The 21860-nt window shown below is 67.3% G+C and carries 20 protein-coding genes; 14 read left to right on the top strand and 6 right to left on the bottom strand.

The genetic code is table 11. The features are described from left to right. The first annotated feature begins 15 nt into the window (after positions 1-15). Genes ACFYO1_RS01345 through ACFYO1_RS01360 form a run of 4 tightly spaced genes read left to right on the top strand, consistent with a single transcriptional unit; the run spans position 16 to position 4938 of the window. A complete protein-coding gene (locus ACFYO1_RS01345) occupies positions 16-951 on the top strand; it encodes an SDR family NAD(P)-dependent oxidoreductase (RefSeq protein ID WP_387226011.1) in 936 nt (311 codons plus the stop codon). After that, the gene (locus tag ACFYO1_RS01350; RefSeq protein WP_387226012.1) at positions 948-2537 is read left to right on the top strand and encodes a flavin-containing monooxygenase; all 1590 of its coding nucleotides are present in this window, start codon (positions 948-950) and stop codon (positions 2535-2537) included. Before ACFYO1_RS01345 ends, ACFYO1_RS01350 begins: the two co-directional genes overlap by 4 nt. After that, a complete protein-coding gene (locus ACFYO1_RS01355) occupies positions 2534-3313 on the top strand; it encodes a GntR family transcriptional regulator (protein ID WP_387226015.1) in 780 nt (259 codons plus the stop codon). Before ACFYO1_RS01350 ends, ACFYO1_RS01355 begins: the two co-directional genes overlap by 4 nt. A 29-nt stretch (positions 3314-3342) precedes the next feature. Beyond that, positions 3343-4938, top strand: coding sequence for a carboxylesterase/lipase family protein (locus ACFYO1_RS01360; protein ID WP_387226016.1), 1596 nt, complete (start codon positions 3343-3345; stop codon positions 4936-4938). 41 nt (positions 4939-4979) lie between these two features. Here the strand turns inward: ACFYO1_RS01360 and ACFYO1_RS01365 are convergent, their stop codons facing one another. After that, positions 4980-5447 (bottom strand): hypothetical protein, encoded by a 468-nt coding sequence (locus tag ACFYO1_RS01365; RefSeq protein WP_387226018.1) that lies wholly within the window; start codon positions 5445-5447, stop codon positions 4980-4982. A gap of 164 nt (positions 5448-5611) precedes the next feature. On the opposite strand from ACFYO1_RS01365, the gene ACFYO1_RS01370 reads away from it, so the two are divergent. From ACFYO1_RS01370 to ACFYO1_RS01380, 3 genes are all read left to right on the top strand, one after another. Next, positions 5612-7045, top strand: coding sequence for a cytochrome P450 (locus ACFYO1_RS01370; RefSeq protein ID WP_387226019.1), 1434 nt, complete (start codon positions 5612-5614; stop codon positions 7043-7045). After that, on the top strand, positions 7042-7815 hold the full coding sequence (locus ACFYO1_RS01375; protein ID WP_387226021.1) for an SDR family NAD(P)-dependent oxidoreductase: 774 nt from the start codon (positions 7042-7044) through the stop codon (positions 7813-7815). Before ACFYO1_RS01370 ends, ACFYO1_RS01375 begins: the two co-directional genes overlap by 4 nt. Before the next feature lie 190 nt (positions 7816-8005). Further along, complete coding sequence (locus tag ACFYO1_RS01380; protein ID WP_387226022.1) at positions 8006-8815, top strand: SigB/SigF/SigG family RNA polymerase sigma factor; 810 nt, start codon at positions 8006-8008, stop codon at positions 8813-8815. A gap of 5 nt (positions 8816-8820) precedes the next feature. Here ACFYO1_RS01380 and ACFYO1_RS01385 read toward each other — a convergent pair whose 3' ends face one another. Next, on the bottom strand, positions 8821-9279 hold the full coding sequence (locus ACFYO1_RS01385; RefSeq protein ID WP_387226023.1) for a lytic transglycosylase domain-containing protein: 459 nt from the start codon (positions 9277-9279) through the stop codon (positions 8821-8823). 485 nt (positions 9280-9764) lie between these two features. Here ACFYO1_RS01385 and ACFYO1_RS01390 point away from each other — a divergent pair, with 485 nt between their 5' ends. After that, positions 9765-10673, top strand: coding sequence for a G1 family glutamic endopeptidase (locus ACFYO1_RS01390; RefSeq protein WP_387226025.1), 909 nt, complete (start codon positions 9765-9767; stop codon positions 10671-10673). 4 nt (positions 10674-10677) lie between these two features. Here the strand turns inward: ACFYO1_RS01390 and ACFYO1_RS01395 are convergent, their stop codons facing one another. After that, entirely contained in the window at positions 10678-11892 is a 1215-nt protein-coding gene (locus ACFYO1_RS01395) for an exo-alpha-sialidase (RefSeq protein WP_387226027.1), read from the bottom strand. 356 nt (positions 11893-12248) lie between these two features. Here ACFYO1_RS01395 and ACFYO1_RS01400 point away from each other — a divergent pair, with 356 nt between their 5' ends. Both ACFYO1_RS01400 and ACFYO1_RS01405 read left to right on the top strand, forming a co-directional pair. After that, a complete protein-coding gene (locus tag ACFYO1_RS01400; protein WP_387226030.1) occupies positions 12249-12428 on the top strand; it encodes an RNA polymerase sigma factor region1.1 domain-containing protein in 180 nt (59 codons plus the stop codon). A gap of 271 nt (positions 12429-12699) precedes the next feature. Next, positions 12700-13959 carry a calcium-binding protein gene (locus tag ACFYO1_RS01405; protein WP_387226032.1) on the top strand — a complete coding sequence of 420 codons (1260 nt, stop codon included), beginning with the start codon at positions 12700-12702 and terminating at the stop codon, positions 13957-13959. A gap of 19 nt (positions 13960-13978) precedes the next feature. Here ACFYO1_RS01405 and ACFYO1_RS01410 read toward each other — a convergent pair whose 3' ends face one another. Further along, on the bottom strand, positions 13979-14452 hold the full coding sequence (locus ACFYO1_RS01410; protein ID WP_387226034.1) for an NUDIX domain-containing protein: 474 nt from the start codon (positions 14450-14452) through the stop codon (positions 13979-13981). Between the two features lie 306 nt (positions 14453-14758). Between ACFYO1_RS01410 and ACFYO1_RS01415 the strand changes: the two genes are divergently transcribed. Further along, a complete protein-coding gene (locus ACFYO1_RS01415; protein WP_387226036.1) occupies positions 14759-15250 on the top strand; it encodes a C40 family peptidase in 492 nt (163 codons plus the stop codon). Positions 15251-15398: 148 nt separating this feature from the next. Then, positions 15399-15980, top strand: coding sequence for a TerD family protein (locus ACFYO1_RS01420; RefSeq protein WP_387231635.1), 582 nt, complete (start codon positions 15399-15401; stop codon positions 15978-15980). A gap of 3 nt (positions 15981-15983) precedes the next feature. On the opposite strand, the gene ACFYO1_RS01425 is transcribed toward ACFYO1_RS01420, so the two are convergent. Beyond that, positions 15984-16640, bottom strand: a complete 657-nt coding sequence (locus ACFYO1_RS01425) for a serine protease (protein WP_387226037.1) — start codon at positions 16638-16640, stop codon at positions 15984-15986. Between the two features lie 147 nt (positions 16641-16787). Beyond that, positions 16788-18818, bottom strand: coding sequence for a M3 family metallopeptidase (locus ACFYO1_RS01430; RefSeq protein ID WP_387226040.1), 2031 nt, complete (start codon positions 18816-18818; stop codon positions 16788-16790). Between the two features lie 527 nt (positions 18819-19345). Here ACFYO1_RS01430 and ACFYO1_RS01435 point away from each other — a divergent pair. Next, positions 19346-21259: a nitrate- and nitrite sensing domain-containing protein gene (locus ACFYO1_RS01435; protein WP_387226042.1), complete on the top strand. Its 1914-nt coding sequence runs from the start codon at positions 19346-19348 to the stop codon at positions 21257-21259. A 141-nt stretch (positions 21260-21400) separates the two neighbouring features. Then, positions 21401-21814, top strand: coding sequence for an MmpS family transport accessory protein (locus ACFYO1_RS01440; RefSeq protein ID WP_387226045.1), 414 nt, complete (start codon positions 21401-21403; stop codon positions 21812-21814). Positions 21815-21860: the final 46 nt, after the last annotated feature.

The following is a 21860-nucleotide window of genomic DNA, read 5'->3' on the forward strand; positions in this document are numbered from 1 at the left end:
GAATCGAGGACGAACATGAAACCCTTCCATCCCGGCATCGCGGTGGTCACCGGCGCGGGCAGTGGCATCGGGCGCGGCACCGCCACAGCGCTCGCGGCGGTCGGCGCGGAAGTCATTGTCGCCGATATCGATCTCGACGCCGCGCAGGACGCGGTCGCGGAGATCCGCGGGCTCGGCGGTCTGGCCGCGGCGCATCGACTCGACGTCGCCGACACCGCCGCGCTGGAGGAGTTCGGCAGGCAGGTCCGCGGCGATTACGGCGTGCCCGACGTGGTGGTCAACAACGCGGGCATCCTGGTCGGTGGCCCGTTCCTCGACGTGCCGCCGGCGGATCTGCGCCGCATCATCGACATCAACCTGATGGCAATGATCCACGGCTGCCGCATCTTCGGCGCGCAGATGGTGGAGCGCGGCCGCGGCGGGCATCTGGTCAACGTCGCGTCCATGGCGGCGTTCGCCGCCGCGCCGTACACGGCGCCCTACAGCATCGGCAAGTACGCGGTGAAGCACTTCAGCGAGTGTCTGCGGGCCGAACTGGCGACGCACCGGATCGGGGTCACCGCGATCTGTCCCGGCCTGATCGCCACCAATCTCTCGGCCACCGCGCGGCTGTCGGCCGTGCTGGACGAGCAGCAGTCCTCGGCCGCGCGCCAGACGATGCTGAAAGGTCAAGCGCGGCTGGGCATGCACCCGGACAAGGCGGGCCGGCTCATCGTGCGCGCCATTCGCCGCAACGTCGCGGTCGAGCCGATCCGGCTCGAGTCCCGGATCTCCTACCCGCTCGCACGCTGGTTCCCCGGCACGGTGCGTGCGGTGATGGCCGCCGCGGCGAAACCCGATATCCGCACCGCCATAGACGAATACGGACTTCTCGATCGCCTCGATCGCCTCGCCGATCGGATCCCGTTCCGCACCGAACCCACCCAGCTACGAGAAAGACTACGCCCGTGAACCTTTCCGCCCCGTCGCCGGACGAGGTCAGCACCCCCGATCATCAGGTCGCCGTGATCGGCGCCGGGCCGGGCGGACTCGCGGCCGGCGTGAAACTGAAGCAGGCCGGCGTCCGCGACTTCGTCATCATCGAGCGGGCCGACGAGGTCGGCGGCAGCTGGCAGGAGAACACCTATCCCGGTCTGGGCGTGGACATTCCGGCCATCGCCTACCAGTACTCGTTCGCCCGCAACTCCGAGTGGAGCCGGGTTTTCCCCTATGGCGCGGAGGTGAAGCGGTACCACATGGACGTGGCCCGCAAGTTCGGCCTCTACCCGCACCTGCGGTTCCACACGAACGTGCTGCGCGAGGAGTGGGACGACACCAGCAACTACTGGAAGCTGCACACCGCCGACGGCACGATCATCACCACGCGGTTCCTGATCAGCGCGGTCGGCGCGTTCGTCCGGCCCAGGGAGGATCCGGGCATCGCGGGCTGGAAGTCGTTCAAGGGCAAGATCCAGCGCCCGTCCGACTGGGACCACGACTACGACCACACCGGCAAGAAGGTCGGCATCATCGGCACGGGCGCCAGTGCGGTGCAGATCATTCCGTCCATCGCGCCCGAGGTCGCCGAGCTAGGTGTCTTCCAGCGCACCCCGGTGTGGTCGCTGCCCAAGCCCGACTTCGCCATGCCTCCGGTGGGCAAGCGACTACTGGGCGTACCCGGATTGCAGGCGGTGGTGCACGGCGGTGTGCTGGTGGTCGCCGACCTGGTGTTGCGGGCCGCGGTCGCCGCGCCGATGGGCGTGGTGCGCCCGGCCGTGACCGCCTTCGACCGGTGGACCATCGCCGCCTATCGCCGCTACCTGAACCGGATCGTCGACGACCCGGCCACCCGGGAGCAACTCGCGCCGGACTTCGGCGTCGTCGCCAAGCGCCCGACCATGTCCAACGGATACCTGAGGGCATTCAACCGGGACAACGTCACCCTGACCACCGAACCGATCGAGAAGATCACCGCGCGCGGCATCAAGACCCGTGACGGTGTCGAGCACAGGTTCGACATGATCGTGCTCGCAACGGGTTACGAGGTGTTCTCCGACCCGGAGACCTATCGGCCGGGAACCATCGTGGGGCGCAACGGATTCGACCTCGGTAAGTTCTACACCGAGCACGGAATGCAGGCCTACCAGAGCGTTTCGGTGCCGGGCCTGCCGAACCGGTGGACCCTGGTCGGCCCGTACTCGTGGACCGGCAGCGGCTGGCACGCGTTCATCGAGATGACCGCCGACCACGCCGTGCGGGCGATCAAGGAGGGCCTGCGCCGCAACGCGGTCGTCGTAGAGGTGCGTCAGGACGCGCACGACGCCTACCACGCGCGCACTCTCCAGCGGGCCGAGGCGGTGCGGTTCTACTTCAACGAGCTCAACGCGCACGTGCCGACCTACTATCGGAACTCCCAGGGCGACAGCACCTATCTGCGGCCGTCCGGCTTCTTCGAGGCCAGGCGCGGCAACCGCAGGTTCCCGCTCGACGACTACCGCTACGAGCAGGCGCAGGTCTGCGCCGACCGTCGACCGGGGGCTCGAGCGATCCGACGGTGACCACGACAAGACCGACGGTCGTCGACGACATCACCGAGCAGCTCGCCTATCGCGTCGCGGCGGGCCTCTATCAGCCCGGTGAGCTGCTGCCGTCGGTGCGCCAGGTGTCCGCCGAGTTCGGCGTCAGCACGCCGACCGCCAACAGCGCCCTCGGCCGGCTCGCCGCGCTGGGCTTCGTCGAGGCGCGGCGCGGACTCGGCTATCTGGTGCGCGACATCCAGCTCTACGGCGGCATCGACACCTGGCGTTTCCTGTTCCGCTTCGCCCATCGGGTGCCGGACCGCGCCGCCGAGATCTTCGCCGACATCATCGACGTCGATCACATGCTGGTCATGCGGGCCCTGCACGCGATCGCCGCCGAACCCCACCGCTACGACATGTCGCGCGCCGTGCACGCGCTCGGCCGCCTCGAATCGCTGATCGGCGCCGAGAAATCCGAGCTGGCCGACATCATGGCCGCCGAGCTGCATCTGCTGCGCTGCGTCTTCGCCGCGCTCGGCAAGCCGGGGTACCTGAGCCTGTTCAATACGGTCGGCGAGATGCTGATTTCCATTCCCGAAGCAGGCCAAGCCTTTTACGATCCGGTGGAACCCGCCGGTCATGTGGTCCTCTGCCGTCGGCTCCTGGAACTATGGGAGTCGAAAACCGAGATCGAACTCCCCGAATCCGACATGATCGAGACCCTGATCCGCGAATACCACGATCAAGTCGTGCAGACGTTCAGCGAGCTCATCGGCGCGAAGCCCGCCGACCAGGGGGCGCCGGACGAGCGCTGACCGCCTGCACCAGACAGAGAGGCTCCGCGATGAAGTCCGACAAGTCCTGGTGGCGTGCACGCGCATCGCGGGCCGGGGTGCTGGTCGTCGCGGCGGTGGCGGCGTTCGGCGCGGTGACAGCGTGCGGCGACGACAGCGGGACGCCGTCGAACGACCCGGTGGTGGTGCGGACGCAGTCGGGACCGGTGCGGGGGAAGTTGACCGGAAATACCCGCTCGTTCTCCGGGATTCCGTACGCGGCCGCGCCGACGGGGGAGTTGCGGTGGAAGCCGCCGGTGGCGCCCGCGCCCTGGTCGCAGGAGCGGGACGCGACCAAACCGGGGGAGCAGTGCCTGCAATCCGGGGCTCCCGGTGGGCTGGCCGGTAGCGAGGACTGCCTGTTCTTGAACGTGTGGACCCCGAAGGGCACCGCCCCGCAGCGGCGCCCGGTGATGGTGTGGATCCATGGTGGCGCGTTCGCCGCGGGGGCCGGGAACACGTACAACCCTTCGCAATTGGTGCAGGCCGGCGACATGCTGGTGGTGACGATCAACTATCGGCTCGGCGCGCTGGGGTTCCTCGGGCATCCGGCGGTCGCGCACGCGGACGGGCAGGTGGGCAATTTCGGGCTGATGGATCAGCAGGCGGCGCTGCGCTGGGTGCACGACAACATCGCCGCGTTCGGCGGCGATCCGGCCAAGGTGACCATCGCCGGTGAGTCCGCGGGCGCGATGTCGGTGTGCGATCACCTGGTCTCGCCCGGGTCCGAAAGGTTGTTCCAGGGCGCGATTCTGGAGAGCGGGCCGTGTGAATTGCAGGTCGATCGGCAGAACGCGGTCGCACGGAGCGAGGAGTACGCGGCGGCGCTCGGTTGTCCGGGCACCGACGCCGCGGCCGCGCAGTGCCTGCGCGCGCTGCCCGCCGCGAAGCTGACCGAGAAGATGTTGCAGTACACCGGCGAGGCCGGCGTCGGTCTGCCCGGACCGATCTTCGGGCAGCCCTTGCTGCCGGAGAATCCGATTGCCGCCTTCCGCGGCGGCAAGGCCGCGAAGGTGCCGGTGCTGATCGGCGCGAACCGCGACGAGTTCACCAATTTCGTGGTCAGGCAGCCGATTACCGCCGAGCAATATCCCGAGCAGCTGAAGATGTTCGGGCCGCACGCCGATGCCGTGGCGGCGCAATACCCGCTGGCGGACTACCCGCAGCCATCGCTGGCCTTGGCGGCGGTGATGACCGACCACATCTTCGTCTGCCCCGCCGCGGGCATGGCGAAATCGCTGGTCCGCACCGCCCCGGTCTACTCCTACGAATTCGCCGACGAGAACGCCGCACCGCTGGACATCCTCGGCTTGCCGAACCCGCTCCCGTTCCCGCTCGGTGCCGCGCACGCTTTCGAACTGCCTTACCTGTTCGACCTCGATCAGACCCCGCGGCCCGCGTCCCCGGCGCAAAAAGAACTGTCCGACCGGATGATCCGCTACTGGGCCGCTTTCGTCCGCACCGGCGACCCGAACTCGCGTGGCCTGCCCGACTGGCCCCGCCACACCGGGGACCAAGCGCTGGTCCTCCAACCGGAGAAGACCACCACCACCGACCTGACCCGAACCCACCACTGCGATCTCTGGTCCGGCATCACCACTCCCTGACGCGCACGGGACGCGAGGCGCGATCCCGTTCCGCTCGGTGGCTAGGGGAGCGGGATGGTGGTGGTACAGGTGGTGTCGCGCAGCAGTTTCGGCGCGGTGTCGACCGGAATGTCGTACCAGAGGTCCACTTCCACCCGGTTCCCGGCACCGATTTCCAGTTCGTTCGGCTGGCGCTTGATCTCCATCGCGTCGACGCTGGTCTGATGCGGGTGATCGGCGGCGTCGTCCAGCTGATAGTCGGCGGGCCGGGTGGTGTGAAAAGTGGTGTCGGTGTTGGTGATTGCCACTCGGATACGGATGTACTGCCCCTTGGGCAGCCACTCCGCGTGTGTACCGAAGATGTAGCCGATGCCGGGTTCCACGGTCAGTGGGGTCACCGTCAGCTTGGCGCAGTCCAGCGGCGTACGGACGTAGGCGGCGGTGGTCGTCGTGGGTGGCGGCGGGGCCGCGGCCGGTTCGGCGCCGCACGCGGCAAGGGATAACAGCAAGAGCGGGAGTAGCCGGCGCACGGATTCAGCGTAGAGCGAGCCCTTCCCGCTCGTACCACGTTTCCTTGTTGACAACGGCGGCCGCCGCCCACAAACTGGTGGCACGCGCGGACAATGGTGTCATGCGACACCAAAATGGGGTGCAGCCTCGGTTCGCTCGTCGTCTGCTTCGAACAGGAGACTCGATGGCAACCATCACCTACGATCGCGGCCCGCGGCCGAAACCCACCGGGCGCACCAGCACTCTGGTCGCGACCATCGAAGCGCTGACCATCGGCCTGGACTACGAGGGCGGGATGGTCGGCCGGACGAAGGGGCACGACATCCTTCGATTCCGCGCCGGGACAAGGCGTTTCGTCGCGTTCACCAATCCCGGCTATGTGGATCACGTGCTGCACGCCGGCCGGCTCAAGTACCACAAGTCGTTCGAATACGAGCTGCTGCGCGCGCTGCTCGGGGTCAGCCTGTTCACCGACGAGGACGAATCGTGGCAGCGCCATCGCACGATGCTCACCCCGATGTTCGCCAAGCGGCACCTGCACGGACTGATCGATCTGATGATCGCGCCGATCGAGGCCACCGTCGCCGGGATCGACGCGCAGCCCGGCCGGGTGGAGTTCGACATGGTCGGTGCGATGGTCGAACTCACGCTGAACGTCGTCGGCAACGCCCTGTTCGGGCAGCAGTTCGGGCGTATCGCGGTGGGCATGTCGCATTTGGTCACCGACGGGTTGCGCTTCGCCGAGCGGCTGGAACGCCTGTTCATCGTGGCCGCGCCGCCGAAGCGGGTCTGGCGGGCGGTCGCCGCGGTGGCGCTGACGCCCGTTCCGTTGCCGCCCCCGTTCCGGCGGATTCAGCGCGTCGCGCAGATCCTGGACAAGGAGGTGTGGGACGTGGTCAACGAGCGGCGGGCGCATCCGACGGATAGCCCGGATCTGCTCAACCACCTGCTGAACGCCGCCGACGACGAGGGGGGCCTGCCGGTGCGCCGGGTGCGCAACGAGGCGATCACCTTCATGCTCGCCGGACACGAAACAACGGCCAACGCGCTGTCGTGGATGTGGTACCTGCTCGCCTTGAACCCGGACGCCAGAACGCGTTTGCTCGCCGAAGTCGACACCGTCCTGGAAGGTAGGCGGCCGACGGCGGCGGATCTGCCTCGATTGCCTTGGACCGCAGCATGTTTCCAGGAGGCGATGCGCTATTTCTCACCGGCGTGGGCGATTCCGCGGGTGGCGATCGAGGACGACGTGATCGACGGCCACCACATTCGCAAAGGGACCACCGTCATCATCCCGACCCATCACATCCACCACGACGAGCGCTGGTGGCCCAATCCCGAGGAATTCGATCCCGCGCGCTTCCTGCCCGGTGCGGGGCGTGACCGGGCGCGCTCGGCGTACCTGCCGTTCGGCGGCGGTAAGCGGATCTGCATCGGCTCGAGTTTCGCGGTGATGGAGTCGGTGCTGATCACCGCGATCATGAGTCAGAAGTTCGTCTTCGACCTGGTGCCGGGGCATCCGGTGGCTCCGGAGGCGACATTGACGCTGCGGCCGCGCGACGGACTGCGAATGATCGCCAGGCGCAGGGAGATACCGCCGGCGGAGACGCGGTCATGACGCGGATCGACCCGCGTGGCGCGGTCGTCGTGATCACCGGCGCGGGCCGGGGAATCGGTGCGGCGACCGCGCTCCGATACGCCTCGCTCGGTGCCAGCGTCGTCGCTGTCGACATAGACGAGTCCGCCGCGAAGGACACCGCGACCGCCTGCCGCGGCTCGGCCTTCCACTGCGATGTGGCCGACCCGGCGGCGGTCGCCGAACTCGCCGACCACATCGGACCGGTGGACATCCTGGTCAACAACGCCGGAGTCGGCGTGGGCGGCCCGTTCCTCGAGACCACCCTCGACGACTGGGCCTGGCTACGTTCGATCAACCTCGACGGAGTCGTCAACTGCTGCCACATTTTCGGCGCGGGCATGGTGGCGCGCAGACACGGGCACGTGGTCAATATCGCTTCCGGTGCAGGCTATCTGCCGAACCGGCGGATGGCGACGTACTGCGCCTCCAAGTCCGCGGTGATCATGCTGTCGCGCTGCCTGCGCGCTGATTGGGCGGCGCACCGGGTCGGTGTGAGCGTGATCTGTCCCGGTGTGATCAACACCGGTATCCATACCCGAAGTCGGTTGCGCGGCAGCGCGATCGCCGAACAGGACTGGATCGGCAAGGCCTTCGGCTACAGCCACGATCCCGACGTCGTTGCCAAGTCGGTGGTCGCCGCCGTCGCGCACAACCGCGGCCTGGTGTCCTCGGGCTTCGAGGTGCGACTCGCCTACCAGATGATGCGGGCCCTGCCCGGACCCGTTGTGGATCTGGTCGCGCGCGTATGACGGTCAAGTTGATATCAACGTAGATAGATGACGTAGGCCTACAGTGTTGACATGGCGCGACCGAGGGCGTGTACTCGAAGAACGGCCGATTCGAACGCTGGTTCCGGCCGCGATGACGCAGCCGGTTCGAGCCCATGGATGTGTGGATCCGGCGACTGTCGTCGACTTCAGCTGGATTCGAGGCAGCACCGTGACCGAAACGTCGACCCTCACCCGCGCTCGCGTGCCCCGCACCTATCGCGGCACCGAGGACTACACGACTCTGGAACCGCTGTTCGCAGAGCTCGCCGCGATGGCCGAGAACGACCCGCGCCGGACGGCCTTGCGTCTGGATCTGATCACCCGGTCCCTGCCGCTGGCCGAGCACATCGCGCGCAGGTACGCGGGCCGCGGCGAGAACTTCGAAGACCTGTTGCAGACCGCCAGGGTCGGCCTGGTGGCCGCGGTCGGCCGTTATGACCCCGCCTATGGCGCGTCTTTCGTCGCCTTCGCGGTGCCGACCATCATGGGCGAGGTTCGCCGCCATTTCCGCGACCACGCCTGGGCGGTACGAGTACCTCGGCGGCTCAAGGATATTCAGCTCAGCGTGGTGGATGCGGTCGACGTGCTTTTCCAACGGCTCGGCCGGATGCCGCGACCGAGCGAGATCGCCGCCGAGCTCGGTGTCGACCTCGCCGACGTCACCGAGGCGATGATCGCGCACAACGGTTATCGGACCTCATCGATCGACGCGGCGTCCGAAGGCCCGAGCGCCGGCGCCGCGCTGCTGGACGCGCTCAACGTCGAAGTACCGGACTATCAGGCGATCGAGAACGCCCTCGCGGTAAAGCAATTGCTCGCCGAATTACCCGAACGCGAGCGCGCGGTGGTGTTCATGCGGTTCTTCGAGGACAAGCGGCAAACCCAGATCGCCGAGCACCTCGGCATCTCCCAGATGCAGGTCTCGCGGATTCTGTCCAAGACCCTGAACTCGTTGCGCGAGCGGGTATTACACGATTGACCTGGTCAGTACCAGTGGTGCGCCTGCCAGAAGTCCCAGGCGCCGATCGGGCTGCCGTAGCGCTTGTTCATATAGTCGTAGGTCCAGCGGATCTGCGTGACCGGATTGAACGGCCAGTCGGCGCCGTGCGTGCCCATCTTTTCCGGCGGCAGGGCTTGGCCGAGACCATAGGCGCCGCTTTCCGGATTGACGGCGAAGACATTCCAACCGCTTTCGCGGGTGATGATGTTGTCGAACGCCCAGAAATGATGCGGCGGTACCAGCGTCATCGCCAGCGCCTTGACCGCGGCGCGCGGCATCGATAGCACGGAACCGGCGGGCTGGGTTTTCCAGCTGCTGGACGGCGTCGCGCAGATCGGCGGCGCGTCGGGAGCAGCGCAGTCGGTGGCGACGGCGTGCGCCGGAGCGGCGAAACAGAACAGGGCACAGGCGGCTGCCGCGAGGGTAGGAATGAAGTACCGCATCGTCGATTCGGTCCTTTCGTATCCACGGGTGAATCTCCAAGCCGGTAGTGCCAATTCAGCAAATCACTAGTAACGACTATTGGCGCGCAGCCGCTCCGGAGTGTCCGGCAAATGAATACAATTGCCGCATACGGGTACGACCCGTGGCGTGGCTCGGGTCCGAACAGCGGCCCGTGCGCAATTGTCATGGGTGCGGTGGAGTTGGCGGGCCGCCGATCCAGTGCGGTCACGAAAACGCGTACATCCGGCGTGTCGCGGCACGGCAGGCGGATGGAGACACGGCGACACGCCGGGTTGGATGATCTTCAAGTGGTGCAGGTCAGCCGCGCCCGGCCGCGCGTGAAACAAGCCATCACCTGCGGAAACACTGCCGCGCGGCACAGCGCGGCAGTGCTGCTTTTCAGCTATTGTCCCTGTTCATGATGACTACCCCGGGTCGGACGCGAATTCGAAGCCGTCTCGCCGCGTCGGTGGTGGGGGCGATCGTGGCAGTGCTGGTTTCACCGTCTTCGGCAACCGCCGACGTAACTCCGGTGCCGAAGGCGCCGTCGAACGCGAAAACGGAGGCGCAGGGCGAGAAATCGGAGGCGACGCCGCCGCGCATTCGCGGCACGAACTGGGCGGGCTATGTCGTCACCGGCAATTTCAAGAGTATTTCCGCGGAATGGGTCGAGCCCGAGGTCGCCTGCTCCGATACCGGCGTAATTCAGCGGGTCGTGCCGTGGGTCGGCTTGAACGGGACGCTGGTCAATGGCAAGCAGGCGTTGCCGTTGATGCAGACCGGTTCCGAGGCGATCTGCGTGAGCGCGGCGGGCGCGCTGGCCTCGCTGCCCGGCCTGGCGATCGTGAATCTGGCCAGCGCGACGGTGGCCAACAATCCCGCGTGGTTCCGCAATGCGATCCGGGCCGCCGAGGGCGTGAACAAGGATATGGGTCACGCCGCCTCCGGTGCGTGCGCGGCCGTCGGCACCGGTTCGGCGCCCGGCGCGGCGATGTGTGCGCAGCAGACGTATCGGATGGCGCTGTGGGAGGCATACCCGGCGAATCCGGTGATCTATCCGGACGTGACCTCGGCGCCCGGCGACAAGATGCAGGCCTCGGTCACCTTCGACGGGCACGCCTACACCATGACGGTGGCGAATGTGACGCAGAATTGGACGCGGACCACTGTCGCGCAATCCGACGCGCCGGCGCAGACCGCGGAGGTCATCGTCGAGGGTCAGCTCAACAGCGCCCTGCCGGGATTCAGCCCGGTCGTATTCACCAATGTGAAGGTCGACGGAAAGCCGTTGTCCGCGTTCAAACCGGTGAGCTATTCGATCGGCGCGACGAACGGCGAGCTGCACCCGGGGCCGATCGCGCAGGACGGCACCAGCTTCACTATCGCCAAATAGATCGCTACTTCGCCGCGGGTGCGGGCGGCGGGGGTGGGCCGGTCAACTGCCCGGACGCGTAATAGGCGCGGCACACCCCATTGCGGTCGAGATCGGTCGCGGCCTCGATGACCGACTTGCCGTCCGGCGCGGGCAGCAGCGCGGAACTGTAGTTCTTGCAGGGCGCGTCGGTGACGCCGTCGATGACGATCGGCGCGGCCATTTCATACCAATTACCCTCGCCGAGAGCGTCATTGGCCACAATGGTCCGCCCGGTGCCCGGCGTCACCGTGCCGTCCACGCTCGACACCATCTGACCGGACAGCAGAATGGTGCCGTTCGGCCCGGGCCCGGGACTCCAGGCCGGATAGGGCGCGTGCTGGGTGTAGCCGCCGTCGGCGCCGGTGCGCACCATCGTGCCGAGGAAGCGCGGATCGCCGTAGTTCCAGCCGTCCGTCGATCTGCGGAAATAGGCCAGACACTGGTGCACCTTGTCGGTGTTGCAGATCTCGTAACTCAGGAAGTAGGAACCGTCCGGCAATCGGATGGCATTGGCCATGCCCGGCCGGACGTATTGCACGTCGCTGACCACGGTGTCGGTCGCGTTCACCCAGTGCACGCCGTCGGGGGAGCGGACCTGCACCAATTTCTGGCTGTGGTCACGGCTGTCGGTCTCGTCGGAATAGAAGGCGACGAGTTGCCCGTCCGCCGACATCGACAGGCTCGGTTCCCACGCGCTGGGCAGGCGCGGCCCCCAGTCGGTGAAGCTGAACAGGCTGTTCGATGTCGCGATGCTGGACACGAATTCCCAGTGCGCGCCTTGATCCCGGCTGGCCCATAGTCGTTGTTCGACGTGCCGCAGTACGACATCGAGCACATCGGAGAACACCGTGTCGGCCCAGAGCAGCGTGCCCGCGGGCATGGTGCCGACCGCCGACGGCAGTTCGAACAGCGCCGAACAACACAGCTGATTGCTCCGCTTCGACAGCGAATCGATAATCGTGCCGCGCTGCTGAAAGGTCTTGCCGCCGTCGACGCTTGCCATGATCGCGCCGGTTTGGTCCAGGGTATTGACGCTCGCCACGATGGTCCCGTTGGCCGCGCCATTGTGTTCGAGCCGGATCAGCCGAGGATAGAAACTGCTCTCGGGATACAGCAGTTGACGAGCCGGGGCCGGTATCGGCGGTTCCGCACCGGCCGCCGGCCAGCTCGCCCCGATTCCGATAACGATGAGCAACACGCCAACTCGTCGCACTTGATTCTCCCTCGGGTCGAACAACTCTGGTTCTCGGAAATTCACCCTGGAAACTCGATGTTCTCGGTGCTGGACGAGCGGAGATGAAGGGAAATCGTACCGAATCGCGGACCGGCAGCCGCCGAGCTGAATGGACATCGCATGCCGTGTCTGCCGCGGCGGACACCGCGCGTGAACCGGCGGGTTGCCGGAGCACTTGCGAATCGATCGCGCGCGATGGCACGCAATGGCCGAAAGCCTATGATTCCGTCGATATTTCAGCGATCACCTGTGCGGCGCTGATAGCGTTGGCGTCCCTGGGCCGACCGCAGTACGGCTACCTGAGACCTGGAGATCACCGTATGCCCCACGCTGGAATCAAGGAACTGATCGCCCTAGGCCACGAGCAGAAGTACATCACCCACGCCGAGATCAACGAATACGTTCCGGAGGTCGTCGGAGATCGCGATCAGTTCGTCGGCCTCATCCAGATGCTGGACGCCAGGGGCATCCCCGTCTACGAGACCGATCCGGTGGAGTGACGCCCGGCCTGTTCGATATCGCCGAATACTCCTCTCGCTGAACGACAACGCATCGATCGCTCAGTTGTCACCCGCGTGGTCCTGTCGCAGCCATTCCAGGACCCGCCGCGGAATTGCCCGACCTCTCCTCCTTTCGCGTGACCCGAATTGCACGCACGGCCGATCCGGAGGCCGCGCGGGTCCGAATACGGAATGGCGGTGATGGTGGCCGGGCAATGTCGGTGAGACGGAGGGATGAACTGTGGTGGTTCGAGCGCGCGGTGCACGTTCGATGCTGGGGGTTTCGGCGTTGCTGGCAGGAATGGTGCTGGTGGCCGGGCCGGCCAGGGCGGACGGGTTGCCCGCGGGTTGCACGGGCGCGGTGACGCCGGGCAACGACACCATCACCTGCACCGACAATCTCGGCGACAAATCGGTCATCGACGCGGGGGACGGCGACGACACGATTGTGATCGAAGGCGACGTGCTCGAGGGCGCGGTGGTGCTGGGTGGTGCGGGCCGGGACAAGATCACGGCGCGCAACGTCGGCCGGTTCATCTGTCCGGCGGCGGGCATCGGCGCCAACGACGTCAACGGCGGCGTCCTCGACGGCGGGCCGGGCGACGACGAGATCACGGTCGGCGGGCAGGACCGCCCGGCCGCCTGTGACGCGGCCATCCCGAAAGGCCCCGGCGGCAATGTCGGCAGGCACGGCGCGGTCGTCGGCGGTCCGGGCAACGACGTGATCAAGGTCGGCAGCCTCGGCTACCTCTTCCAGTCCGACCCGGCCAAGCCGGAAACCACCGCCGGCGCGCACGGCGGCCGGGTGTCCGGCGACGAGGGCGACGACAGCATCACCATCGACACGGTCAGCCAGGGCGAACGCCCGCCGAGCGCCACCGCGCCGGACGCGCCGGACGCCGTGTTCGGCGGTGGCGGCCGGGACACGATCGCGATCCACCGGACCGTCGGCGCGGCCGACATCTACGGCGACGCCTTCGCGCCGATCCCCGACGCGGGCGCCGACACCATCACGGTGGACGAGATGACCGGCGGCTGGGTGCACGGCGGACCCGGCGACGACACCATTACCGGCGGCAAGCTCGGCGGCTCGGGCGCCGCGCTGTGGGGCGACGACGGCAACGACACCATCAAGGCCGGCGATATGTACCTCGGTGCCAGCGTTTTCGGCGGTGACGGCAACGACGTGCTGTCGGCGGCCTCGCTCAACAAGGACGGAAACTCCCGCGCCGCCACCGTGATCGGCGGTAACGGCGACGACCGGATCGACGTGGGCACCGTCGGCACGGCCGACTCCGTGGTGCTCGGCGACGGCAGCGACTTCGCCAGCGGCGCCGACCCCAATGCCGGCTCCGGCAAGGACACCATCACCGCGATCGCCAACAACGGCAGCATCTTCGGCGGCAACGACGACGACCTGATCACCATCGACGTCAACAACAATCTGGTCGACGGCAGCGCGGGGAAGAACACCTGCACCATCAAGGGACAGGGATCGCGCGGATCCGTCACGGCCTGCGAACAGCCGTAACTTCCCGTCCCACAAGTGTTCAGGGCGCGGGCTCGAACCAAGCCGGCTCATCGGACAGCGCGCAGTCGAGCCGCAGCAGGTCGTGCGCGGGCAGGTCCGGCAGCGCGGACAACTCGAACCACGCCACCTCCAGCGATTCGTCGTCGTTCACTCTGGCCGAACCGCCCACCGCCCGGCAGCGGAGGGTGATGTCCATGAACTGGCAGATGTCGCCGTTCGGGTAGGTGTGCGCCGGCATGGCCCGGACCAGCACGATGCGCTCGGCGACACAGCGAACCGCGGTCTCCTCGAACACCTCTCGCACCGCGCACGCCGCGGGCTGCTCCCCAGGCTCGGGCATCCCGGCGGTGATCGCCCACTTGCCGCTGTCCGCGCGCCGCCCGAGCAGCAGCCTGCCCTCGTCGTCGAAGACAACGGCGCTCACGCCCGGCAGCCAGAGCAGCTGCCTGCCCGCGTCGGCCCGGATGGTTCGGATGAAATCGGGGGTTGCCATGGCCGACAGTATTCCGTCTACCAGGACGGACGGCGGAGATCGCTTAGAGATTTGCGTGTGATTGCATAGAAATTCGTTCGGTGATTATTTCGTTATAGGTCGCGTGTCGCGCTTGCTGTTCGGCGGAATGTGCCGGAGCATGGCTTGCGGATCCGATGGAATCACAAACACCTGGTGTTCTCGAAATCCATTCAAGGTTCGGTGAGCTGTTTCGCACCGGACCGACGGAGGTCGGAGGAACGCAGCATGGCATCCATCGATGAAGTTCGGCACCATGGCTCTGAGCAGGGCATAACGTACCGCTTGATGACGATTCTGGTCGTGGCGACCGCGGCGACGAGCTCCCTTCTGCTGTCCGCCGCGCCGGCCCCGGCCCGCCCGCCCGGGCTGCCGGACAGCGGAAGTGTGGAAATTCCCGGCGAGGTTACTGTTCCGGACAATTCCGATATACAGAATTCGGTCGGTGAGCGCGCGTTCGACGCCGCACGCGCCAAACTCGGCGCCCCGTACGGCTCCGGCGCGGCCGGGCCCGATGCCTTCGACTGCTCCGGATTGGTGCAGTGGGCCTACCGCCGGGCGGGCCGTGACGTGCCGCGCACCAGCGGCGAACAACTCGCCGCAGGCCTGCCGGTGGCGCAGAGCGAACTGCGCGTCGGCGACCTCGTCTCGTTCTACGGCGGCGGCCACTCCGGCCTCTACGCGGGCAACGGCGCCGTCATCCACGCCGGAACCGAAAGCACCGGAGTCGAACTGGCGCCGCTGTCGTCCATGCCGTTCGCGGGTGCACGACGATTCTGAATCCGAGGCGAAGCGGACGATTGAATCCGCCGGGCACGGGTACGCGGCCGGTAACGGGCTGGATCGGACTGGTCGGCACGACCTAGGCTGAGCCCGAGCATGTTTCGAGTTCGATAGGCGTTGCGGTAGCTGGATACCGTGGTCGCCCCTGAGAAAGGGGACACGGTTGTCCTTTCCGCTGCAGAATCCCGACGGCACCCTGCCCGAGCACGTCGCGGTCTCGCTGGGCTGGGATCCGTCCGACCAGAGCCTGTGGGTCGACGTCGACGGCACCGTCGTCCCTGGCAGCCGGGTCGACTTGAACTCGGCGGCTTTGCTTTTCGCCGGCGACGTGCTGTTCGACGCGGTCTACCACGAACAGCTGGTCTCCCGCGACGGATCGGTCGCGCACAGCGGTGACAGTCCAACGGGGGACGGCGCCGGCGACAACGAGGTGATCACCGTCGATCTGGCGCGCTTGGCGCCGGAGGTGACGACGGTGATGTTCCTCGTGACCTCGTACTCGGGACAGAGTTTCGCGCAGATCGACAATGCGTACTATCGCCTGCTCGACACCACGTCCGGCGCCGAGATCACCCGCTACCTGCTGAGCGGCGGCCCGCACACCGGGCTGGCGATGGGCAAACTCGTTCGCACGCCGCAGTGTTGGTACTTCGTCGGGATCGGCGAGGGAATCTACGCTCATCATGTCGTGGAGGCGGTCCCGCAGATGGCGCGATTCCTCGCGTAGACATCACAGGGGGCGGTACCCGGCACCGATCTCGCCGCGGGCGTTCAGGTCGTTCATGATGGTGCTGATGTTGGTGCCGACCTCCGGACCGAAGCAGCCGACACCGAGATAGGCGTTGACCATGCCCACCAGCGTGCTGCCGATCACCACCGGCGCGCCGGAATCGCCCTTCATCACGCACATCTGGGTCCAGGTCTCGGTGGCGGTCGCGCGCACATCGCCCCAAACCACGCCGCAGCTGGTCCCGCTGGTGCTGCCGCGCTTGCACACGATCGCCGGGAACTGCGCGGGCCCGCCCAGCTCGGTGATGGTGGTGCCGCCGACGTGATTCACCGGAGTCACTCGCCGCTCGTCGAATTCGATGACCGCGTAGTCCAGGGTGTGGTCGGTGTAGGCGAACCGGCCCACCGCCGCACCGGCCGGATCGCCTTCCATCACCACGGTCGAGCCGGGCGCTCCGCAGTGGCCCGCGGTCAATCCGACCAGCCGCTGCGCGTTGTCCCGGCCGATGGTGGTCAGAGTGCACCCGACCCGGGAGTCGACCAGGATCCCGGAACCACCGCCGACCGTCGGCGCCGCATCGGCTGTGGCGGAGGGCGTTCCGAGTAGCGCGGCGGCGGATGCGGCGGCGAAGACGAGTGCGGTTCGTGACACGAGCATGACTCCTCTGGATCGAACTCCCCGAACCGGCCGGCCGGGTCTTCCGCGAGATTCCCGAGGCGGGCGTTTCCAAACAGGCTACGCCGCAGTAGAATTCGCCTGGCGTTTGATGGAGGTCGCCACCGTCGTGCCACTCCTGGACCAGCGTCAGCCGATAAGTCCGCGTCTGGTCAGCAGCGGCTCGATCTCGGGTGCGCGGCCGCGGAAGGATTCGAAGGCGACCATCGGGTCCACCGAGCCGCCGCGGGAGAGCAGTTCGCGGCGGAAGATCGTGCCCTTCTCGCGGATCGACGCGGCGCCGTCGTCGAACCAGTCGACGGTGTCCGCGTCCAGTACCTCGCTCCAGATGTAGGAGTAGTAACCGGCGGCGTATCCGCCCGCGAAGATGTGCGCGAAGTAGCCCGTCCGGTAGCGCGGCGGGATCGCCTCGATCGCGAGACCCGCCTTGCGCAGCGCCTCCTCCTCGAACGTCGCGGCGTCCGCGCCGGCCAGCGCCTCGGCTCCGGGCACCCGGTGCCAGGCCCAGTCCAGCAGTGCCGCACCGAGGTATTCGACGGTGCGGAAGCCCTCGCCGAACCGTTCGGCGTCGGTCATCCGCTCGATCAGCTCGGCCGGCATCTGCTCGCCGGTGCCGATGTGGCGGGCATAGTTGGCCAGCACCTGCGGGTGCGACATCCACATCTCGTTGACCTGCGAGGGGAACTCGACGAAGTCGCGGGGCACCTCGGTGCCGGAAAAGAACGGGTAGCGCACGCCGGAGAACAGTCCGTGCAGCGCGTGGCCGAACTCGTGGAAGAGGGTCCGGACGTTGTCCCAGGTCAGCAGGGCCGGTTCGCCGGCGGGCGGCTTCACGATATTGAGGTTGTTCACCACCACCGGAAGCGTTTCCAGCAGCTCGGACTGCAGGACCAGTTCGTTCATCCAGGCGCCGCCGTGCTTGGACGGTCGGGCGAAGAAGTCGCCGAGGAACAGGCCGAGCGCGCTGCCGTCCGCGTCGAACACCTCGAAGATCCGGACCTCAGGGTGGTAGCCGACCAGGTCGTCACGCTCGCGGAGGGTGATGCCGTAGACCAGTTCCGCGGCGTAGAACACGCCGTCGCGCAGTACCCGCTCGAGTTCGAAGTAAGGACGCAGTGCGTCGGCGTCGATCGAGAAGCGTTCGGCGCGCACCCGTTGCGACCAGAATTGCCAGTCCCAGGAGCGGAGTTCGCCCTGCATCGCCGCGGCCAACTCGGTTGCCTCACGTTCCGCGTTGGCCACCGCGGGCGGGACCAGGCGGCCGAGCATCTCCTCCACTGTCTCGGGGGTCTGCGCGGTCTGGTCGGCCACCGCGTAGGCCGCGTGGTCCGAATAGCCGAGCAGCGCGGCGCGTTCGGCGCGCAGGGCGGCGATCCGGACGGCGAGGCGGCCGTTGTCGATGTCCTCGGTGAACCCGCGTGCCAACGAGGCCTCCATCACGCGGCGGCGGACGTCGCGGTTCGCGAGTTCCGCCAGAACCGGCTGGTTGGAGACGTTCTGCAAACTCAACGCCCACGCGCCTTCGCGTCCCATCGACCGGGCGTTCTCGGCGGCGGCGGTCACCGACGCGGCGCTGAGTCCGGCCAGCTCGTCCGCGCTGTCCAGCACCACCGTCGCGGCGTTCCTGGCCGCCACATTGTGCTGTCCGAACTCGGTTGTCGCCGCCGCGATTTCCGCATTGAGTTCGCGCAACCGGGCCTGGCCCTCGGCGTCCAGCCCGGCGCCCGCCCGGACGAACCGGAGGTGGTACTGCTCGATCAGCCGTAGTTCCTCGGCATCCAGATTCAGCTCGGCGCGGCGTCGATACAGCGACTCGATCCTGGCGAACAGCGCGGGATCGAGGTGGATCGCGTCGCGGTGCGCGGCCAGCTTCGGCGACATCTGCGCCTCGATCGCGTCGGTACCCGGGCTGAAATCCGAGGACGCGATGTTGAAGAAGACGTTCGACACCCGGGTGAGCAACGCGCCCGAGCGTTCGAGCGCGACGATGGTGTCGGCGAACGTCGGCTCGCCGTCGACGGCGGTGATGGCGGCGACCTCGGCCAGTTGCTCGGCCATGCCGCGTTCGAACGCGGGCACATAGTGCTGTTCGTCGATCTCGGCGAACGGGGGCAACTGGTAGGGCAGCGGGCTGCGCTCGAAGAACGGGTTGCTCGTCATCTCTGCACCCTATGCCGGATCGGCACACGCCGATGTGGGGATTGCGCCGCGCGGCACAGGGGGCGCTGGGATTCATATGGTTCCAACACGTTTCGCGCCTACCGCCTCATCACGCCCGGACGAGAGGAGTGGGCATGGGGGACACTTTCGACTACATCCTCACACCAACGCTGCGCTTATTCGGCTCACAGCCGGGGGTTGCTTGCTGTGCGGTGGGCGACGTCTCGGAAATGGTTGATTACCAGCGTGTTTAGAAATGTAACGAGTGCCCTGTTTGTCCTGTTTTTGCGTTGACAGGGGGTGGGGGTGGGCGGAGGCTGCTGCTGACTTTCCGTGTGCTCGGTGTGGGGCGATCGCGGTGTCGATCAGAGGAGCAGGTTGTGCGTTTGCCTCAACGTTCGGAAATTCTCGGTGGTAGGGCGGAAGTCGTCACCGGACTCGGCGATGGACCCACGAGTGCGGGCAGCAGGATGGTACGGCCGCGCACTATTCGGGGACAGCTGAGCCGGATTCTGATCCTTTCCCTGGTGTTGGTATCCGTGCTGCTCGGAGTGATCGTGGTCCGGGAAGTCGGGTCGTATCGGCAGAGTGGTGAGACCGTGGACGGGGTTTCGCTGGCGCTGGCGGTGCAGGACCTGGTGCAGGAGGTGCAGCGCGAACGTGGGCTGAGCAACGGGCTGCTCGGTGGCGATGCTCGGCTGGAGCGGCCGGTGGCCGATCAGCGGGTGCACACGGATCGCGCGTTGAACGCGCTCGGGGCGGATATCGGCGATACGCCGGGCGCGGCCGAATTACGCACGGCGCTGGACAGATTCGCGACACTGGCGACCACGCGCTGGCAGATCGACGGCCGCCAGATCAGCAGGCAGGTGGCCTTCCAGTTCTATACCGACGGCATCACCGTGCTGAATCGGCTTACGCTCGGGCTCGATTCGGCGCGGGACGCGCAGGTCCGGCACGGGCTGCGGGCACTGTACGCGCTGGGGGACACGAAGGAGCAGACCGCCAAGGAGCGCGGCTTCCTCAACGGCGTCTTCGCCGCCGACGAATTCCGGGCCGACGAGTACGGGCAATTCCAGGAGATCCGCGCCGCCAAGACGGCCGGTCTCGCGGCGTTCGCACGCGATGCCACGGCCCGCCAGCAGCGCCTGCTCGACGCCGCGCTGCGCAGCGAAAACGCCACCAAGGCAACGGAATCGGAACAGATCGCGATCGCCTCCTACGCCGGGCCGCTGGTGCGTCCGGTGGATCCGGTGACCTGGTGGGCCCAGATGACCGCGGTCATCGATGAGCAGCGCCGGGTGCAGCAGGTGATCGGCGACGACGTGCGCCAGCGCGCGGAGGTGTTGCGCAAGCATGCCGCGTTCATCCTCGGCAGCGTCCTGCTCGCGGCGCTGATCGCCGTAATCACAGAGGTAGTAATGGTTTTCGTCAGCGTACGGGCGATCGTCCGCCCGCTCGTCCTGCTGGCCGGTGACGCCGACGACGTCGCGGATCGCCGGCTGCCCGGCATCATCGCGGCCTGGCACGCCTCCGACGAATCGCAGCCGCCCCCACCCGAGCCGGTCCGGGCCGCGGCCGGCGCCAGCGCCGAGATCGCCGCTCTGGCAGCGGCATTGGACGGCGTGCAGGGCACCGCGTTCAGCTTGGCCTCGGAGCAGGCGCAGGTCCGGCGCAACACCGTCGAGTCGCTGGGCAATCTCGCGCGCCGCAACCAGAACCTGGTTCGCCGCCAGCTCGGCTTGATCAGCGAGTTCGAGCGCGCGGAGCTCGACCCGAAGGGCCTGGCCAACCTGTTCGAACTCGACCATCTCGCCACCCGCATGCGCCGCAACGCGGAGAACCTGCTGGTGCTCGTCGGCGAGTCCAGTCCGCGCCGCTGGGCCGAGCCGATCGCACTCTCCGACGTGATCCGGGCGGGCCTGTCCGAGGTGGACGACTATCACCTGGTGGTCGTGCACCGAATAGACGAGGTCGCGATCGTCGGCGGTGTGGTCACCGCGCTCGCGCACATGCTCGCCGAGCTGATCGAGAACGGACTCGCCTTCTCCCCGCCGGAGCTCGAGGTGGAGATCTACGGCCGGATGCTGCCGACCGGATATCTGCTCGCGGTGGTCGATCACGGCATCGGCATGCCTGCGGACAAGCTGGCTCAGGCCAACGCCCGGCTGCGCGGCGAGCAGGACTTCGTCGTCGCGCCGACCCGGTATCTCGGGCACTACGTGGTCGGGCGGCTGGCGCGCCGGCTCGGCATCCAGGTCGAGTTGAACGCGTCGCCGGTCAGCGGGATCGTCGCGCGGTTGCATCTGCCCGCGGAAATCATTGCGGGGGAGGGGGATCGGGAGACGTCCGCGAGCGGGCAGGCGGTGGACGCCCTGCCCTCGGGCGCGGATGACGGTGCCGGCGGGCGCGTGCCCGGTGGGTTGAGTTTGCAGCGCTGACCGGCCGAGCTCGGCGGCAAATAGCCTGTTCAGAGGCTTGTCTGCGATATGGCTTATGCCATATTGCTTAATCGCAATTGTGTCTGTTACCGTGCGTCACGGCAATTTACCGCTGGCGACGAAACAGATAGCGGAGAAGTCATGAAGAGTGCCTGGATATACGGCGTCGTATTCCTGGTTCTGGGTGCGACCGCGATATTCATCGCCCGGTTGCGATTGAGCGAGATCCCGGACCTGGCGATCGGGCATTCGAGCGCACCCCCGGTGCTCGGGCGGCCGGCCGAGAAGGTCGTCGACTACGAGATCGACGGGCCGAGCGGGACACCGGTGCGACTGTCGTACCTGGACGAGCAGGGCAACGTGAAGGACGTCTCGGCCGACCTGCCATGGCGGACCTCGCTGCGCACCCACCGGCTGACCCTGTCGACCGGCGTCGTCGCGCAGTCGGACGCCGACCAGGTCTCGTGCCGGATTCTCATCGACGGCAAGCCGCGCGCCGCGCAGATGTCGAACGGCCGGTTCGCGGCGGTCAACTGCTCGGTGCCGGTGTCGTGAACGAGCGGATGGCGCGGGCCTCGATCCGTACCCGTGAGGTGCTCGC

It is taken from the genome of Nocardia sp. NPDC006044 (assembly GCF_042871115.1).
In the GTDB taxonomy this organism is placed as follows: Bacteria; Actinomycetota; Actinomycetes; order Mycobacteriales; family Mycobacteriaceae; genus Nocardia.